A 17,438-nucleotide genomic window follows, 5' to 3' on the forward strand; every position below is an offset into this window, starting at 1 on the left:
ATGATATACTCAGCATTCATATTAGGTTTGGTTAGCAGTTTGCATTGTGTGGGTATGTGCGGGCCTATTGCAATGATGTTACCCGTTGACAGAACAAATCAAGCTAAAAAAATTATACAAATTACAATTTATCACACAGGAAGAATCATGTCCTATATTTTATTAGGATTGTTTTTTGGTTTGTTGGGCAGAGGGCTTTTTCTTGCTGGTTTTCAGCAAAAAATGTCAATTATTATTGGCGTTTTAATGATAGTAATAGTTTTAGTTCCAGAAAAAGTCTTCGCCCAATACAACTTTTCCAAACCAGTATTTAGACTGTTGAGTAGAGTAAAAAAACTACTAGGTCAGCAATTTAAAAAGAGAACCTATAAATCTATCTTTATGATCGGGATACTCAACGGATTTTTACCTTGCGGATTAGTATACGTAGCACTTTTTGGCGCTATAGCCATGCAAGAGGTTTTCTTAAGTATGAGCTATATGGCTCTATACGGAATAGGTACCATTCCTATGATGACTGCAGTGGTATATGTTTCTAATTTATTAACAATACCTGTACGAAACAAAATTCAAAAAACAATACCCATAGCAATAGCTGGAGTAGGAGTCCTATTTATTTTCAGAGGACTAGGATTGGATATTCCTTTTTTTTCCCCTAGTACCATGAGTTTATTTATTCAAAATACACCGCATTGCAAATAATAATAAAAATAAGTACAAGTAAAAATATAGAATTATACTAATAATTTAAATATAAGCAAAAATGGAAAGACACAACCTACTGAACGAATTCCCAGAATTCACCGAAAAAATCCACGATTTAAAAACAACAGATAATCATTTTAGAAAATTATTTGATGAATACCATGAAATAGAACATGAAATTCATAGATACAATTCTGGTGCAGAAGCTACTACAGATTCACACATGCACGAATTGAAAGCTAAATTATTGTTTTTAAAAGATGAAATTTTTTTAATGTTAAAAAATTAGCTTGATAAAAAGTGAAAACCTTTTTAGGTTTTCACTTTTTTCTTTTACCAAAGAAGCGTGTTATACCATTTAAACTTTGAATTTTCTTTTTAAAAATAGTACATCTATAAAAGCAACAAAAATTAGTGTTGGTTCTCGATGCGCTTCGCGCTCGAACTAACGATGATTTGGATTATATACTCAACCGTCTGTTCGAGTTGTTTTTAAAATGAAAAAAACGTATCGAGAACTTTACTTTTAAATCCAGTATATTTTAAGTTTAAAAGGTATTAAACAAAATTAAGACTAACCCAGATTACAATATTAGACCCGAATGAAGTGTACAGGCGAAGCAGTAAATTTATTACAGATAAAAAGGACTCCATTTTTGTCCTCAATCTAAAACTACAACTGTGGTAAAAAATCCCCGAGTATTTTACCTTCTTAGCCCTTTTTATCTTCGTTATAAAGTCTACACATAATCTGGGATTATACATTGTTTATGACAAAAAAATAATACATTAAATACTCATAGAAAATTTGAGTAAAAGTTTGAAATTGAAGAAAAATAAAGCAAAATAGATTCGTTTTTTCGGCTTACTTCAAGTCTAGTGAAAATGAGGTTAAACGGTAAGGACAGAAAATACAAAGAATTAGGAATCAAAACCGAAAAGCTAAGATTTGTAGATACAAAAAGGATAGAGGGTGTCCAAAGGTAGTAATCTTGTCATTTCGCCCCAAGAGAGGATCGAACGAAGCAAATCAGATAGTACTGATAATGTAACTTCTCCTGTCGTCCCATTGACAAACTAGATGTTAAGTTACTACTTTTTAGACACCCACTTTATTTACGTAGTTTTATAGATTTTATTTTACTAAACCTCTAGAAATAACGATTCTCTGAATTTCTGAAGTTCCTTCATAGATCTGAGTAATTTTAGCATCACGCATCATTCTTTCTACATGATACTCACTAACATATCCATTACCGCCATGTATTTGAACAGCTTCTATTGTTACGTTCATGGCTGTTTCTGAAGCAAATAATTTAGCCATTGCGCCAGAATGAGATATATCTTGTCCAGCATCTTTTTCGCAAGCTGCTTTTAAGCAAAGCATTCTAGCAGCCGTAATTTGAGTAGCCATATCGGCTAATTTAAAAGCGATAGCCTGATGTTGGAAAATTGGTTTTTTGAATGCTACTCGTTCTTGTGAATATTTTAAAGCTAATTCATACGCACCAGAAGCAATACCTAATGCTTGAGAGGCAATACCAATACGACCCCCATTTAAAACAGCCATAGCAAAATTAAAACCGAAACCATCTTCACCAATGCGGTTTTCTTTAGGTACTTTTACATCAGAAAACATAAGTGAATGTGTGTCAGAACCTCTGATTCCCATTTTTTTCTCTTTTGGACCTATAGAAAATCCTTCCCAACCTTTTTCAACAATAAAAGCATTAATTCCTTTATGTCCTTTTTCAGTATCTGTTTGAGCAATAACGATGTAGGTAGAAGCTGAACCACCATTTGTAATCCAGTTTTTAGTACCATTTAATAAATAGTAATCTCCTTTATCAATTGCTGTTGTTTTTTGAGAAGTAGCATCAGAGCCAGCTTCTGGTTCAGATAAACAAAATGCACCAATAACGTCTCCTTTAGCAAGAGGAACTAAATATTTCATCTTTTGCTCTTCACTAGCAAATTTTTCTAAACCTGCACACACTAAAGAGTTATTTACGGACATGATTACAGCGGCAGACGCATCTATTTTAGCTATTTCTTCCATAGCTAATACATAAGAAACACTATCTAAACCTGCTCCTCCGTATTTGGGATCAACCATCATACCTAAAAAGCCTAGTTCTGCCATTTTTTTTACTTGCTCCGCTGGAAATATAGAATGTTCATCTCTTTCTATAACACCTGGTAATAATTCAGTTTGCGCAAAATCTTTTGCTGCTTGCTGAATCATTAAATGTTCTTCGCTTAAATTAAAGTTCATTGTATTTTTGTGTTTTTGTTTTTATAAAAGTTTTCAAATATAGTTATTTATGCGAATTTACCAATAAGTTTGTCTATTTTTGCAAGTTATGAAAAATAAGTTTTTTAACGTTATAGGTGTTATGTCTGGTACCTCTTTAGATGGGATAGATTTAGCTCATGTATTCCTTAAAAAAAAGAACCAAACTTGGGAATTTGAAATGTTAGAAGTGGAAACCATACCTTATCATCATGAATGGGTATTTAGATTACAATCTGCTGTTAGCTTCAATCCACAAGATTTGAAAATGTTAGATAAAGAATACACAATATATCTGAGTTCTATAATTAGTGAATTTATAGAAAAGCACCAATTAAAAGACTTAGATGCCATTTGTTCACATGGACATACTATTCTACATCAACCACAAAATGGCTTTACTTTACAAATAGGAAATTTACCAGAAATAGCCCAATTAATCAAACAAACGGTAGTATGCGATTTTAGAGTTCAGGATGTTAAAAAAGGCGGACAAGGAGCTCCTTTGGTTCCTATAGGAGACCAAATTTTGTTTTCTGATTTCGAATATTGTTTAAACTTAGGTGGTTTTTCTAATATTTCATTTCAAATGCAAGGAAAAAGAATTGCTTTTGATATTTCTCCAGTCAATACAGTTTTAAACTATTTATCAGAAAAAGCAGGAAAAAAATTTGATGATAAAGGAAAAATGGCCGCTTCGGGGTCTATCAATGATCTTTTATTAGCAGAACTAAACGAACTGAACTTTTATAAATTACCCTTCCCTAAATCTTTAGGGATTGAATATGTAAAAAGCCACATAATCCCTATAATTAATAAATTTAGTAGTTTAAGTATCCCAGATACTTTATGTACGTTTTCAGAACATATTGCTATCCAAATTAGAAATATATTGCTAACAAAATCAGGAAAAATGTTAGTCACTGGAGGGGGTGCCTATAATGATGATCTAGTGGAAAGAATTAGAAAATATAACCCAAATATAGAAATTATAGTACCTGATAAAAAAATAGTTGAGTTCAAAGAAGCACTAATTTTTGCCTTTTTAGGAGTTCTAAAATTAGAAAATAAAATAAATGTATTGTCAAGTGTTACTGGAGCTTTTGAAGATCATTCGGCAGGTTTTATTTATAGAATAAAATAACAATAAAAAGTTCATTTTTGGAATCATATTTAAATATAATACATTTGTATTACCCTAAAATATTCAAATATATGAAACTAAAAAAAATATTTTTTACGACTCTTATGCTTACGACGTTCTTGTCTAATGCACAAACGCAATTTGAGACAGATGGTGTAATTGTTCCTAGAACTATAGAAGTGAATGGAGGAAAGAAAATTCAATTAAATGGATTTGGAACGCGATCAAAAGCTTGGGTTGATGTATATGTACAAGCGTTATATTTAACCGCTTTATCCCAAGATTCGCAAATAATTATGGACAGTGAGACCGATATGGCTATCCGTATTGAAATTATTTCAAAAATGGTTACGTCTCGTAAGTTAACCAATGCAATGGAAAAAGGGTTTGAAAAATCATGTGGAGAAAGATTGAACGTCATGATGCCTAAAATCAACCAATTTAAAGCATTACTTTCAGATGAAATAGTAAAAGGAGATGTTTATATTTTATCATACAATCCCAAAGATGAAACTATTTCAGTTACTAAAAATGATAAATTAAAAGGAAAAGTAGAAGGGAAAGATTTTAAAAAGGCTCTTTTCGGCATTTGGTTATCACAAGAACCAGCGGATGAAGATTTAAAGAACGAGCTTTTAGGAAGACATTAAAAAAACATAAGTCATTAAAAAAGTTGTGCAAAATATTTACATTTGCACGACTTTTTTTGTAAAATACACATCTAAATTTAAATAAAACAGCATGAAAGAACTTTTAAAGAAATTTGAAAATAAAGAACCAGAAGTAGTATTTCATTGGAAAGATCCAGAAACAGAGGCAGAAGGATGGACCGTAATTAATTCATTGCGTAGAGGTGCTGCTGGAGGAGGAACTCGTATGCGTAAAGGATTAGATATGAACGAAGTTTTATCCTTAGCTAAAACAATGGAGGTTAAGTTTTCAGTTTCAGGACCAGCTATAGGTGGAGCAAAGTCAGGAATTAATTTTGATCCAAATGATCCTAGAAAAAAAGAAGTTCTACAACGTTGGTACAAAGCGGTATCGCCCTTGTTGAAAAGTTATTATGGAACAGGTGGCGATTTAAATGTAGATGAAATTCATGAAGTAATACCAATGACTGAAGAATGTGGTGTTTGGCATCCACAAGAAGGAGTGTTTAATGGGCATTTTAAACCTACTGAAGCCGATAAAATAAACCGTATAGGACAATTACGCCAAGGAGTTGTAAAAGTGATAGAAAATACTACTTTTTCACCCGATATTCATAAAAAATACACTGTAGCAGATATGATTACAGGGTATGGAGTGGCACAAGCGGTTAGACATTATTATGATATTTATGGAGGTAGTGTTGTAGGTAAAAAAGCCATTGTTCAAGGTTTTGGTAATGTAGGGTCAGCTGCTGCTTTTTATTTAGCAGAAATGGGGGCTAAAATCGTAGGTATTATAGATAGAGAAGGGGGGCTTATTAATGAAAATGGTTTTAATTTTGAAGAAATCAGAACATTATTCCTTAATAAAGAAGGGAATAAACTGGTAACGGATAATATGATTCCTTTTACTGAAATTAATGAAAAAATTTGGTCTATAGGAGCAAATATTTTTGCACCATGTGCTGCATCACGTTTAGTTACAAAAGAACAGGTTGAAAGCATGATTATTTCAGGATTAGAAGTAATTTCTTGTGGAGCCAATGTTCCTTTTGCAGACAAAGAAATTTTCTTTGGTCCTATTATGGAAGAAACAGATAGCAAAGTAAGTTTAATTCCTGATTTTATTTCAAATTGTGGTATGGCTCGTGTTTTTGCATACTTTATGGAACGAAAAGTACAAATGACAGACGAAGCTATTTTTAATGATACTTCAGATGTTATTAAAAAAGCTATCCAAAAAACATTTGATTTAAGTTCTGATAAAAAGAATATAAGCGCAAGAGCTTTTGAAATAGCATTAAAACAATTAGTTTAATTTTTATTGTTTAAAAAATTAAATTTCCAAAAAGAAAAACTTTAGTCACATAAATAATATTGTAAAAATTAGATACTTTATTTCTGTCTTTTATTTTGTTCAACGATGTCTTTAATCATTCAAATAAAGATAGTTGATTAAGTTAAATGGATAAGGTTTTGAACTTTTGGATAATCTTAGTTGTTATAGATTTATATAAAAAGAGAATATCACATTTTTTGAATATTCTCTTTTTAAATTTATAGGATCTAGCCAAGCCAACCTTCTCGATCTAGACTCCTATATTGAATAGCTTCCGCTATATGATGAGCATGTACATCATCTGAATTTTCAAGATCAGCAATAGTACGAGATACTTTTAATATCCTATCATAAGCTCTGGCGGATAAACTTAATCGTTCCATTGCTGTTTTTAATAAATGAAGAGAATCATCATCTAAAGAACAATATTCTCTTATTTGTTTCGTAGTCATTTGAGCATTGTAATGTAAATAATCATATTTTTCAAACCTTAAACTCTGAATATCACGTGCTTTACAGACTCTTTTTCTAATTTCTAAACTACTTTCGGAGGGACGATTGTCTGAAAGTTTTTCAAAAGGAACAGGTGTTACCTCTATATGCAGATCTATTCGATCTAATAAAGGACCTGATATTTTGTTCATATACCGCTGCATTTCATTAGAACTTGAACTTAATTTAGAAGAGGAATCATGAAAATAGCCACTCGGACTAGGATTCATACTGGCAACAAGCATAAAGGAAGAAGGGTAGGTAATTGTAAATTTAGCTCTAGCGATAGTTACTTCTCGATCTTCCAATGGTTGCCGCATTACTTCTAAAACCTCTCTTTTAAATTCAGGGAGCTCATCTAAAAAAAGAACACCATTATGTGCTAAGGAAATTTCTCCAGGCTGCGGATAACTACCTCCACCTACAAGAGAAACACTTGAGGCAGAATGATGAGGAGCCCTAAAAGGACGCTGATTGATTAAGCCTGAATCTTTTGATTTTCCTGCAACGCTATGTATTTTCGTTGTTTCTAATGCCTCTTTTAACGTCATAGGAGGTAGAATGCTGGGCAATCGTTTCGCTAGCATGGTTTTGCCTGCTCCAGGTGGACCAATTAATATAATATTATGTCCCCCAGCTGCTGCTATTTCCATACACCTTTTAATTGATTCTTGACCTCTTACTTCTGCAAAATCAAATTCAGGAAAATCAATAGTTTTAAAAAAATCTTCGCGAGTGTTTATTTTTATAGGTTCTAGTTGTATTTTATTTTCAAAAAAATCAATAATTTCACTCACATTTTCAATGCCATATACTTCTAAATCAGATACAATAGCGGCTTCGTTAGCATTTTGTTTAGGTAAGAAAAACCCCTTAAAACCTTCTTCTCTAGCTTTTATAGCAATAGGTAAAGCCCCTTTTATAGGTTGCAAACTTCCATCTAAGGAAAGTTCGCCCATTATAACATATTGCTCTATTTTATCTTTGTTGATTTGTCCAGAAGCCGCTAGAATGCCAATGGCAATCGTTAAGTCATAAGCAGATCCTTCCTTACGTAAATCAGCAGGAGCCATATTGACGATTATTTTTTTTCCTGGAAATTGATAATGATTATTTTTAAGAGCAGCTGCTATCCTAAAGCAACTTTCCTTGATGGTACTATCGGGTAATCCTACTAGATGATAACCTATCCCTTTTTCTGTGTTTACTTCTACTGTAATAGTAGTAGCATCTACGCCAAAAACAGCGCTTCCAAATACTTTTACTAACATGGCTTAAATTATTTTAAAGGCTTATATTTAATAAAATTAATGAAAAAAGAGTAAAAATGTTTGTTTTTAACTTAATTTTTTGTTAAAAATTAATTAAAATAAAATATATTGAGTGATTATTTTTAATTTTCAAGAATAAAACAAAGCTTCAATGATGAAAAAAATAAAGGCGTTTTTACTCTTAAATTTAGTGTTTTTGCATACAATAAATGCGCAAGAGTATTTTCCTAATAATGAAAGCGTAAAAAATAAAGTCTCTAATTTGACTGCTTTTATTAATGCAAAAATTTATATTACTCCTTCAGAAGTGATAGAAAATGGAATATTATTAATTAAAGACGGGAAAGTAGCAGAAGTTGGTAAAAACTGCCTAATTCCTAATTCAACTATTACTATTGATTTAAAAGGAAAAACTATTTATCCCTCATTTATTGATTTGTATACTAATTTTGGAATCGAAACAACGACAAAATCTAATACCAATAGAAATGATAATCCCTTGTATGATACCCAAAGAAAAGGATATTATTGGAATGAACACATTAAAACAGAAAATAATGCTTTTGAAGTTTATAAGTATGACAACCAAAGAGCAGAAGAATTTTTAAAAGCAGGATTTGGTCTTTTATGTACCCATATTCCAGATGGAATTGCTAGGGGTACAGGCGCTTTAGTGTTTTTGAATAATGAAAAAGAAACCCATCATTTTTTAGAAAAAACAATAACTCATCATTTCTCTTTAAAGAGAAGTACATCTTCTAATCAAGCGTATCCATCTTCATTAATGGGAACATTAGCGCTGTTGAAGCAGATGTATCACGATGCTAATTGGTATAAAAAAGGAAATTCAGAGTATAAAGATACTTCTTTAGAATCTTTGATAAAAAATGAAAAATTAGTTCAAATTTTTGCCACAGAAGATAAATTAAACAGTTTACGAATAGCTAAAATAGGAAAACAATTTGGTGTTAATTATATCTTTAAAGGGTCAGGTAATGAATTTGAACGTATTGACGAAATAAAAAAATATAATTCTAAATTTATTATTCCAATTAATTTTCCTGAAGCTTATGACGTATCAGATCCTTATATAGCCAATCAAATGGAATTGGCTGATTTACGATTTTGGAATCAAGCCCCCTTAAATCCTAAAATATTAGCTGATAATGACGTAGTTTTTGCTTTAACAACAGACAAATTAAAGAAAATAGATGACTTTAAAACCAATTTATTAAAAGCTATAAAATATGGCTTAAATAAAACAATAGCATTAGAAGCACTAACTACCATTCCTGCTAAATTATTAGGAAAAACCAATCAAGTAGGTTGTTTAAAAATAGGAGCGTATGCCAATTTTTTAATTACTTCAGGAGATATTTTTGATGTAAAAACTACCTTATTTGAAAATTGGGTTAATGGTAAAAAGTATGTAATAAACAATTTAGAAACTAAAGATGTTAGAGGAAATTATGATCTAACTTTTAGAGACGAAAATTACAAAATGAAAATCGAAGGAGAAATAAATGCTCCTAAAGTAGAAATTAAAACAAAAGAAAACAAAAAAGTAAATTCTAAATTAACAATATCCGATAATTGGATGAATATCCTATTGCAAACAGCAGATACCACTAAAACAGAATTTCATAGACTAACAGGTTTTATTTCAGATACCAAAAAAATTACAGGAAAAGTAGTAACAGCTCAAGGATTAGAATCTATTTGGGAAGCTAAACAAACAGATGTTTTTGTACCAAATCAAGAAGAATTACCCCAAAAAGAGGCAAATAAAATTTTTCCTGTAACCTATCCTAATTTGCCCTACGGCAATCTTCAAAAACCAAAAAATAAAATCCTATTGTTTAAAAAAGCCACCGTTTGGACCAATGAAAAAGATGGAATTCTACCAGAAACCGATGTTTTGATAAAAAATGGAAAAATAGTAGCAATTGGAAAGTCTATTAATGAGACGACAGCTGAAGTAATAGATGCAAAAGGCAAACATTTAACAACTGGGATTGTAGACGAGCATTCGCATATAGCAATATCCAATGGGGTAAATGAGGGAGGACATAATTCATCAGCAGAAGTAACAATAGAAGATGTAGTTAATTCTGAAGATGTTAATATTTATAGAAATTTAGCAGGCGGAGTAACTACCTCTCAATTGCTACACGGTTCAGCTAATCCTATTGGTGGGCGTTCAGCTATAGTACGTTGGAAATGGGGATTACCACCCGATGAAATGATTTTTCAAAACGCACCTCAATTTATCAAATTCGCTTTAGGAGAAAATGTAAAACAATCTAATTGGGGAATTTCAAATCCAACCCGTTTTCCACAAACCCGTATGGGAGTAGAACAAGTATTTATAGATTATTTTACCCGAGCATTAGAATATGATAAAATGTGGAAACTCTACCACACACAAGGAAAATCAGGTAAATTAAAAGAACCACGTATTGATCTTGAATTACAAACAATAGCTGAAATCTTAAATAAAAAACGATTCATCTCATGTCATTCTTACGTTCAGTCTGAAATTTTATCTTTAATGCGAGTAGCTGAAAAATTTAATTTTAAGATAAATACCTTTACTCATATCTTGGAAGGATATAAAGTAGCTAATGAAATAAAAAAACATGGGGCAGGAGCTTCCACGTTTTCCGATTGGTGGGCCTATAAATATGAAGTAAATGATGCCATTCCCTATAACGCATCCATTCTTCATAAACAAGGAGTGCTTGTAGCAATAAACTCTGATGATGCCGAAATGTCAAGACGATTAAATCAAGAAGCAGCAAAAATAGTTAAATATGGCGGTATATCAGAAGAAGAAGCTTGGAAGATGGTAACATTAAATCCAGCTAAATTACTCCATTTAGATGATAGAATAGGAAGTATAAAAATAGGTAAAGACGCAGATCTAGTTTTATGGGATGATAACCCATTATCAGTATATGCAAAAGTAGACAAGACCATAATCGAAGGAACCTTATATTATGATAGAATACTAGACCAGCAACACAGACAGTCGATTCAGCTAGAAAAAATAGAGTTGATAAATCAAATGTTGCAGCAAAAAAATCAAGGAGCCTCTACACGACCAGTAGCTAAAACAGAAAAAAGACACTACCATTGCGATACAATGGAAGAGTAAAAAACGTCATGATAAACAGTAAATATTTCAATGAATGAAAAGATATATAAAATTTCTATGTTCCCTATTGTTTATAACAGGAATGTATGCTCAACAAACACCAGCTCCTCAACAAACCAAATCAATACTTATTATAAATGCTGTAGCTCATTTAGGGAATGGAGAGCTAATAAAAAATAGTGCTATAGGATTTAAAGAAGGTAAACTAAATTTAGTAGCTGACGCCTCTCTTACACGTATTGATTTAACCTCTTATGATGAGGTAATACACGCGGAAGGCAAACACTTATACCCTGGTTTTATAGCGCCTAATTCCACTATAGGGTTAGTTGAAATTGATGCCGTAAAGGCTACCGATGATGAAAGAGAAATAGGAGGTTTTACCCCTAATATAAGGAGTCTTATAGCTTACAATACAGAATCAAAAATAACAGAAACTGCACGGATTAATGGAGTTTTAACAGCTCAAATCACCCCTAGAGGAAGGTATATAGCAGGAACTTCTTCTATAGTACAAATGGATGCGTGGACTTGGGAAGATGCGGTAATTAAACAAAACGATGGAATTCATTGCCATTTTCCAGTTACATTTAAAAAATCAGGATGGTGGGCCGAACCTGGAATTATAGAAGTAAACAAAGAGTATTCAAAACAAGTAACTGAATTTTCTGATTTTTTAAAACAAGCTAAAGCCTACTTGAAGAGCGAACCAATAGAAAAAAATACTGTTTTTGAATCCTTAAGAGGCATTTTTAACGGAACCCAAACACTATACATAAATGCCTACGAAGAAAAACAAATCATAGACGCTATTCGAATAGCAAAAGAAAATCAAATACAAAAAAGCGTAATAATAGGAGGGTATCAAGCAGATAAAGTAGCACCTCTTTTAGTTCAAAATAATATAGGAGTTTTACTAGGAAGAGTACACAGTTTGCCCAATTTAGATCATGATGATATAGATCAGCCTTTTAAACTAGCAAAACTTTTAATAGATAAAGGCGTTTTAGTAGGATTAGAAAATAGTGGTGATATGGAGCGAATGAATACAAGAAACTTGCCATTTTTAGCAGGCACAACAGTAGCATACGGATTAACAAAAGAACAAGCTTTACAGTTAATTACTCTAAATACAGCTAAAATCCTAGGAATAGATTCCTTTTGTGGTTCTCTAGAAACAGGTAAGGATGCTACTCTATTTGTATCAGAAGGTGACGCACTTGATATGCGCACCAATAATTTATCGTACGCCTACATACAAGGAAGAAAAATTTCTTTACAATCTCATCAAACTCAGTTAAACGATAAATATAAAAGTAAATATGGCATTCAATAAAGAAGCAACAAAAATCATGGAATCATTTTTATAATCTTAATTTTAATAACAATGCCTATTTTATAATATTCAGGTAGACTACAAGTCTATCTTTTTTAATAAAGAAAAGATATATTTAACCCAGATCCTAAAACTTGAATCTCTAATTCTTGGTTCTTGAAACAAAAATTGTAATTTTGCAATCCAAAATAGAAGAATTACAATATGTTAGAAAGACTTCAATATGTAAAGCAACGTTTTGACGAAGTATCAGACCTAATCATCCAACCCGATGTTATTGCTGATCAGAAACGTTATGTGCAATTAAATAAAGAATATAAAGATTTAAAAGCTTTAGTTGAAAAACGCGAAGAGTATGTAAATCTTGTTGGAAATATTAATGAAGCCAAAGAAATTTTAGCAGATGGTTCTGATGCCGAGATGGTGGAAATGGCTAAAATGCAATTAGAAGAAGCGCAACAAAGACTTCCTCAATTAGAAGAAGAGATCAAGTTTATGCTTATTCCTAAAGATCCAGAAGATGCTAAAAATGTAATGGTAGAAATTAGAGCAGGTACAGGTGGAGATGAAGCTTCTTTATTTGCAGGAGATTTATACAAAATGTACACCAGATACTGTGAAACAAAAGGATGGAGAACCTCTGTTGTAGATCTAAACGAAGGAACAGCAGGTGGATTTAAAGAAATTATTTTTGAAGTAACAGGGGAAGACGTTTATGGAACTCTAAAATATGAAGCAGGTGTACATCGAGTACAACGTGTACCACAAACAGAAACGCAAGGACGAGTACATACCTCAGCAGCTACTGTTATGGTATTACCAGAAGCAGAAGAATTTGATGTACATATAGATATGAATGATGTACGTATAGACTTATTCTGTTCTTCAGGACCAGGCGGACAGTCCGTAAATACAACTAAATCAGCTGTTCGGATGACACATATTCCAACAGGATTAGTGGCACAATGTCAAGACGAAAAATCCCAACATAAAAATAAAGATAAAGCCTTATCAGTACTACGTTCCCGCTTATATGAAATGGAACTAGCTAAAAAACAAGAAGAAGACGCTAAAAAACGTAATTCGCAAGTTAGTTCAGGTGACCGTTCTGCAAAAATTAGAACTTATAACTTTCCACAAGGACGTGTAACAGATCACCGAATAGGAATGGATATCTTTGATATGGATGGGGTGATGAGTGGGAAAATTCAAAAATTTATAGACGAATTACAATTAGTAGCTAATACAGAAAAACTAAAAGAATCAGAAGTATATTAATAAGACTGTCCCGAAAGGAACAGTCTTTTCATTTTGACCGAATAGAAACTCCAACGAAGTGAATAGTAAAAGTAAATTATATAATACTAATAATGTGTTTATCCTATAATAGATACTGATCTTTAACTTTTCAGACCCCACGAAAAAAAAAACTTTTTAACCATCAAATAAATTTAAATGAAAAAAATTTTAGCATTATTTTCCCTATTTCTTTGTACAGAACAAATAGAAGCACAATCCTATATAGGATTTGTACCCGATAATTACAGCGGTGTGCATGGGATGATTTATAACCCTGCTACTATAGTAGCATCTCCTTATCGTTTGGATTTAAATCTAGTTTCAGGGAGTGCCTTGCTAGGCAATGATTATTTTGGTGTAAAAATTACAGATCTTTTAAAAAAAGATTTTGACATAGATTTACAATCTAAAAAATTTGCTTCATCAAATAATAATATAATGGTAAATGCAGACATACTAGGTCCTTCATTTATGTTTAATATAACACCAAAACATTCTATTGGATTCTTCTCCAGAGCTAGAGGAAATGCAAACATACACGAACTAAATGGTACTCTATTTGATAAATTTAGAAAAGACTTTAAAGACATTAAGGACTACAACATAGATGAAGGAGACTTTAATATGGTAGCAAATAGCTGGGCAGAATTAGGGCTATCTTATGGAGCTATTATATTAAATAATGAGCAATATTCATTAAAAGGAGGTATATCACTAAAATACTTACAAGGATTTGCTAACTCCTACGCTTATGGAAAAAACATAAACCTATTTTTCAACGCAAACAATTTTCCTAATAATCAAAAAATTACAGCTACAGGAGATTTTGTTTATGGAGGTACAAAAGATTTTAATAACCTAGATAAAGAACTAAAATACAACCCAAACTCAAATGGTTTTGGAGGTGATCTAGGATTAATTTTTGAAATAAAAAACCAAAATGTTCAAAAAAAATATGGACCTAATTATAAATGGAAATTTGGAGTATCTGTAACAGATATAGGTACTATTAATTATAAAACAAATACTGAAAACCATTACGAATTTAATAGCATCACCGTAAATCAAGTATTAGTAGAATCAGCAGGTAATTTAGAAAAGATATTAGCCCTATTTGATACAAGACCAGAAATCTATTCTTCACAAAAAGTAACGCTGCCAACAGCCTTGCATACTAATATAGATTGGAATTTTTTTAGAAAATTCTATTTAAATGTTAACGGGGATTTTAATCTAAATGATAGAAAAGCTTTAAATACTTTATCTATTGCTAACAGTTATATGCTAACGCCACGTTACGAAACTAAATGGTTTAGTATTGCATTGCCAGTTAATTATTTGGAATACAGGGGGCTAAATGTAGGAACTAGTTTGCGCTTAGGACCTCTATTCCTAGGGTCAGGATCTATTTTAAGTAATTTAGTATCATCAGAATCTAAAGGAATTGATGCGTATGTAGGTCTAAAGGTACCTATTTATAAAGGAGAAAAACGCATAAAAGAACCAAAAGAAATCAAAAAATCTGAGCCAGCACCTGTAGTTCAAGAAACAATAATACCCGATACAGATAATGATGGGTTATTAGATAACGTAGATCAATGTATCAACGAAAAAGGACCTAAAGAAAATGGTGGATGTCCTTATAAAGATACGGATAATGATGGTGTTATAGATCCTGAAGATAAATGTGTAACAGTAGTAGGTCCTGCTGAAAACAACGGTTGCCCTTGGCCTGATACTGATGGAGACATGGTTTTAGATAAAGACGATAAATGTGTAAACGTTCCAGGAACAATAAAAAATAATGGATGTCCAGAAGTTACACAAGCAGTTGTTAAAAAATTAAACGATTATGCAAAAACAATTTTGTTTGATGCAGGAAGAAACACTTTTCAATCTTCTACTTATCCAGTTTTAGAAGCTATGTCAGCCTTGTTAAATGAATACCCTACGGCTAAATTTTCATTAGAAGGACATACTGACAGTGTTGGGAAAGCAGAAGTTAATAAAAAACTCTCAGAGTCTCGTGCATCTGCTATTATGAATTATCTAGTGAGTAAAGGTATTGATAAATCACGACTAAAAGCTATAGGCTATGGAGAATCAAAACCAATTGCTTCTAATAAAACAAAAGCAGGAAAAGCTTTAAATAGAAGAGTAGAAGTAAAATTAATTATTGAATAATTTACCTATTTTTCGTATATTGTTCATTGTTAAATCATACGAAAGAACAATATGAAAAAAATAAATTTTAAAAAAATGAGCTTAATAGTACTATTAAGCTCATTTTTTTCTACCACAGCTCAAGAAAAAGGAACGAGTGAATTAAGAGCTACGGAATAGTTTCTACAAATGGCATTATTAATACCGTTACTAATATTCTAACCGCACCAGCAAGTTTAGGAACAATAGAAATTGACAATAAAGTCAGTACAGGGGTATTTACCCTAGAATATAATTATGCGATACTTAATAAATTAAATTTAGGATTGGATCTAGCTTATGAAACTTTTGAATCAGACATACTATCTAATGGAAAAGTTATTAATAAGCAAAATGAAGAAGACATTACTTTAGCCCTAAAATCTAATTATAACTATTTGTCAAACGATAACTTTAGATTATATTCAGGACTAGGAGTAGGATATACCCTGATACGTAATAAAACAAATGAATTATCATCAGAAGGATTATCCTTTGACAATTCAAACCGATTTAATTTTCAAATCACAGGGATAGGATTTAGGTATGGAAAAAAATTAGGAATCAGCGCAGAAGTAGGATTAGGTTATAAAGGAATTTTAAACGGAGGAATTTCCTATCAATTCTAAGATTAATATATTTCTTAAAAGGATGTTCAAATTGAACATCCTTTTTTTATTTTTGCACCACAAAACAAAAAGATGACAACACAACAATTAATCCAACAAATTCAACAAAAAAAATCATTCCTTTGCGTAGGTTTAGATGTAGATTTAGAAAAAATTCCACAGCACCTATTAACAAAAGAAGACCCTATTTTTGAATTTAATAAAGCCATTATAGACGCTACACACGATTTATGCATAGCCTACAAACCTAATATAGCTTTCTTTGAAGCCTACGGAATTAAAGGGTGGGTTGCACTCGAAAAAACAATTCAATATATCAATGAAAAATACCCTGAAATTTTTACCATTGCAGATGCTAAAAGAGGCGATATAGGTAATACTTCTTATATGTATGCTAAAGCATTTTTTCAAGACTTACAATTTGATTCAGTTACAGTAGCGCCTTATATGGGAAAGGATTCAGTAGAACCCTTTTTATCATTTGATGGCAAACATACAATTATGTTAGCTCTAACATCTAATGAAGGAGCCTTTGATTTTCAAACATTAAGTGTCAACGGAAAAGAATTATACAAACAAGTAATAGAAACTTCTAAAACTTGGAAAAATTCTCAAAACTTAATGTACGTAGTGGGAGCAACTAAAGCAGAATATTTTAAAGAAATTAGAAAAATAATACCCAACAACTTCTTATTAGTCCCAGGGGTAGGGGCACAAGGAGGAAGCCTACAAGAAGTTTGTAAATACGGAATGAACGACAAAGTAGGACTCCTAGTAAACTCTTCTCGAGGAATCATATACGCTTCTACTAATGAAGACTTTTATCTAAAAGCAAGACAAGAAGCCCTGAAATTACAAAAAGAAATGGAAGATATTTTAAATTCAAATGCTGCATTATAAGATCTAGAGTGATAAAATAAA

General features: G+C 31.7%; 13 protein-coding genes. 11 read left to right on the plus strand and 2 right to left on the minus strand.

The features are described 5' to 3' along the window. Both HUE53_RS11260 and HUE53_RS11265 read left to right on the plus strand, forming a co-directional pair. Positions 1–702 (plus strand): sulfite exporter TauE/SafE family protein, encoded by a 702-nt coding sequence (locus HUE53_RS11260; RefSeq protein ID WP_041253212.1) that lies wholly within the window; start codon positions 1–3, stop codon positions 700–702. 61 nt (positions 703–763) lie between these two features. Beyond that, the gene (locus HUE53_RS11265; RefSeq protein ID WP_014165394.1) at positions 764–994 is read left to right on the plus strand and encodes a YdcH family protein; all 231 of its coding nucleotides are present in this window, start codon (positions 764–766) and stop codon (positions 992–994) included. 846 nt (positions 995–1,840) lie between these two features. Here the strand turns inward: HUE53_RS11265 and HUE53_RS11270 are convergent. After that, positions 1,841–2,980, minus strand: coding sequence for an acyl-CoA dehydrogenase (locus HUE53_RS11270; protein WP_014165393.1), 1,140 nt, complete (start codon positions 2,978–2,980; stop codon positions 1,841–1,843). Positions 2,981–3,068: 88 nt separating this feature from the next. Here HUE53_RS11270 and HUE53_RS11275 point away from each other — a divergent pair, with 88 nt between their 5' ends. The 3 genes from HUE53_RS11275 to HUE53_RS11285 all read left to right on the plus strand — a co-directional run bounded on the left by HUE53_RS11275 (position 3,069) and on the right by HUE53_RS11285 (position 6,110). Further along, positions 3,069–4,142, plus strand: coding sequence for an anhydro-N-acetylmuramic acid kinase (locus tag HUE53_RS11275; protein ID WP_014165392.1), 1,074 nt, complete (start codon positions 3,069–3,071; stop codon positions 4,140–4,142). Positions 4,143–4,213: 71 nt separating this feature from the next. Next, positions 4,214–4,792, plus strand: coding sequence for a chalcone isomerase family protein (locus HUE53_RS11280; RefSeq protein ID WP_225556143.1), 579 nt, complete (start codon positions 4,214–4,216; stop codon positions 4,790–4,792). A gap of 91 nt (positions 4,793–4,883) precedes the next feature. Further along, positions 4,884–6,110, plus strand: coding sequence for a Glu/Leu/Phe/Val dehydrogenase (locus tag HUE53_RS11285; protein WP_192188497.1), 1,227 nt, complete (start codon positions 4,884–4,886; stop codon positions 6,108–6,110). Between the two features lie 248 nt (positions 6,111–6,358). Here the strand turns inward: HUE53_RS11285 and HUE53_RS11290 are convergent, their stop codons facing one another. Beyond that, on the minus strand, positions 6,359–7,894 hold the full coding sequence (locus tag HUE53_RS11290; protein ID WP_065213476.1) for a YifB family Mg chelatase-like AAA ATPase: 1,536 nt from the start codon (positions 7,892–7,894) through the stop codon (positions 6,359–6,361). A 151-nt stretch (positions 7,895–8,045) separates the two neighbouring features. Between HUE53_RS11290 and HUE53_RS11295 the strand changes: the two genes are divergently transcribed. The 6 genes from HUE53_RS11295 to pyrF all read left to right on the plus strand — a co-directional run bounded on the left by HUE53_RS11295 (position 8,046) and on the right by pyrF (position 17,417). Continuing rightward, positions 8,046–11,051 (plus strand): amidohydrolase family protein, encoded by a 3,006-nt coding sequence (locus HUE53_RS11295; protein WP_014165388.1) that lies wholly within the window; start codon positions 8,046–8,048, stop codon positions 11,049–11,051. Between the two features lie 34 nt (positions 11,052–11,085). Continuing rightward, positions 11,086–12,387 carry an amidohydrolase family protein gene (locus HUE53_RS11300; RefSeq protein WP_041253210.1) on the plus strand — a complete coding sequence of 434 codons (1,302 nt, stop codon included), beginning with the start codon at positions 11,086–11,088 and terminating at the stop codon, positions 12,385–12,387. Between the two features lie 204 nt (positions 12,388–12,591). Continuing rightward, on the plus strand, positions 12,592–13,665 hold the full coding sequence (prfA, locus tag HUE53_RS11305) for a peptide chain release factor 1 (protein ID WP_065213478.1): 1,074 nt from the start codon (positions 12,592–12,594) through the stop codon (positions 13,663–13,665). Positions 13,666–13,842: 177 nt separating this feature from the next. Next, positions 13,843–15,870 carry a DUF5723 family protein gene (locus tag HUE53_RS11310; protein ID WP_192188498.1) on the plus strand — a complete coding sequence of 676 codons (2,028 nt, stop codon included), beginning with the start codon at positions 13,843–13,845 and terminating at the stop codon, positions 15,868–15,870. A gap of 305 nt (positions 15,871–16,175) precedes the next feature. Then, on the plus strand, positions 16,176–16,517 hold the full coding sequence (locus HUE53_RS11315) for a hypothetical protein (RefSeq protein WP_014165384.1): 342 nt from the start codon (positions 16,176–16,178) through the stop codon (positions 16,515–16,517). Between the two features lie 72 nt (positions 16,518–16,589). Next, the gene (pyrF, locus tag HUE53_RS11320; RefSeq protein ID WP_014165383.1) at positions 16,590–17,417 is read left to right on the plus strand and encodes an orotidine-5'-phosphate decarboxylase; all 828 of its coding nucleotides are present in this window, start codon (positions 16,590–16,592) and stop codon (positions 17,415–17,417) included. Positions 17,418–17,438 lie beyond the last annotated feature (21 nt).

Source organism: Flavobacterium columnare (assembly GCF_014844295.1).
Classification (GTDB): Bacteria; Bacteroidota; Bacteroidia; order Flavobacteriales; family Flavobacteriaceae; genus Flavobacterium; species Flavobacterium columnare.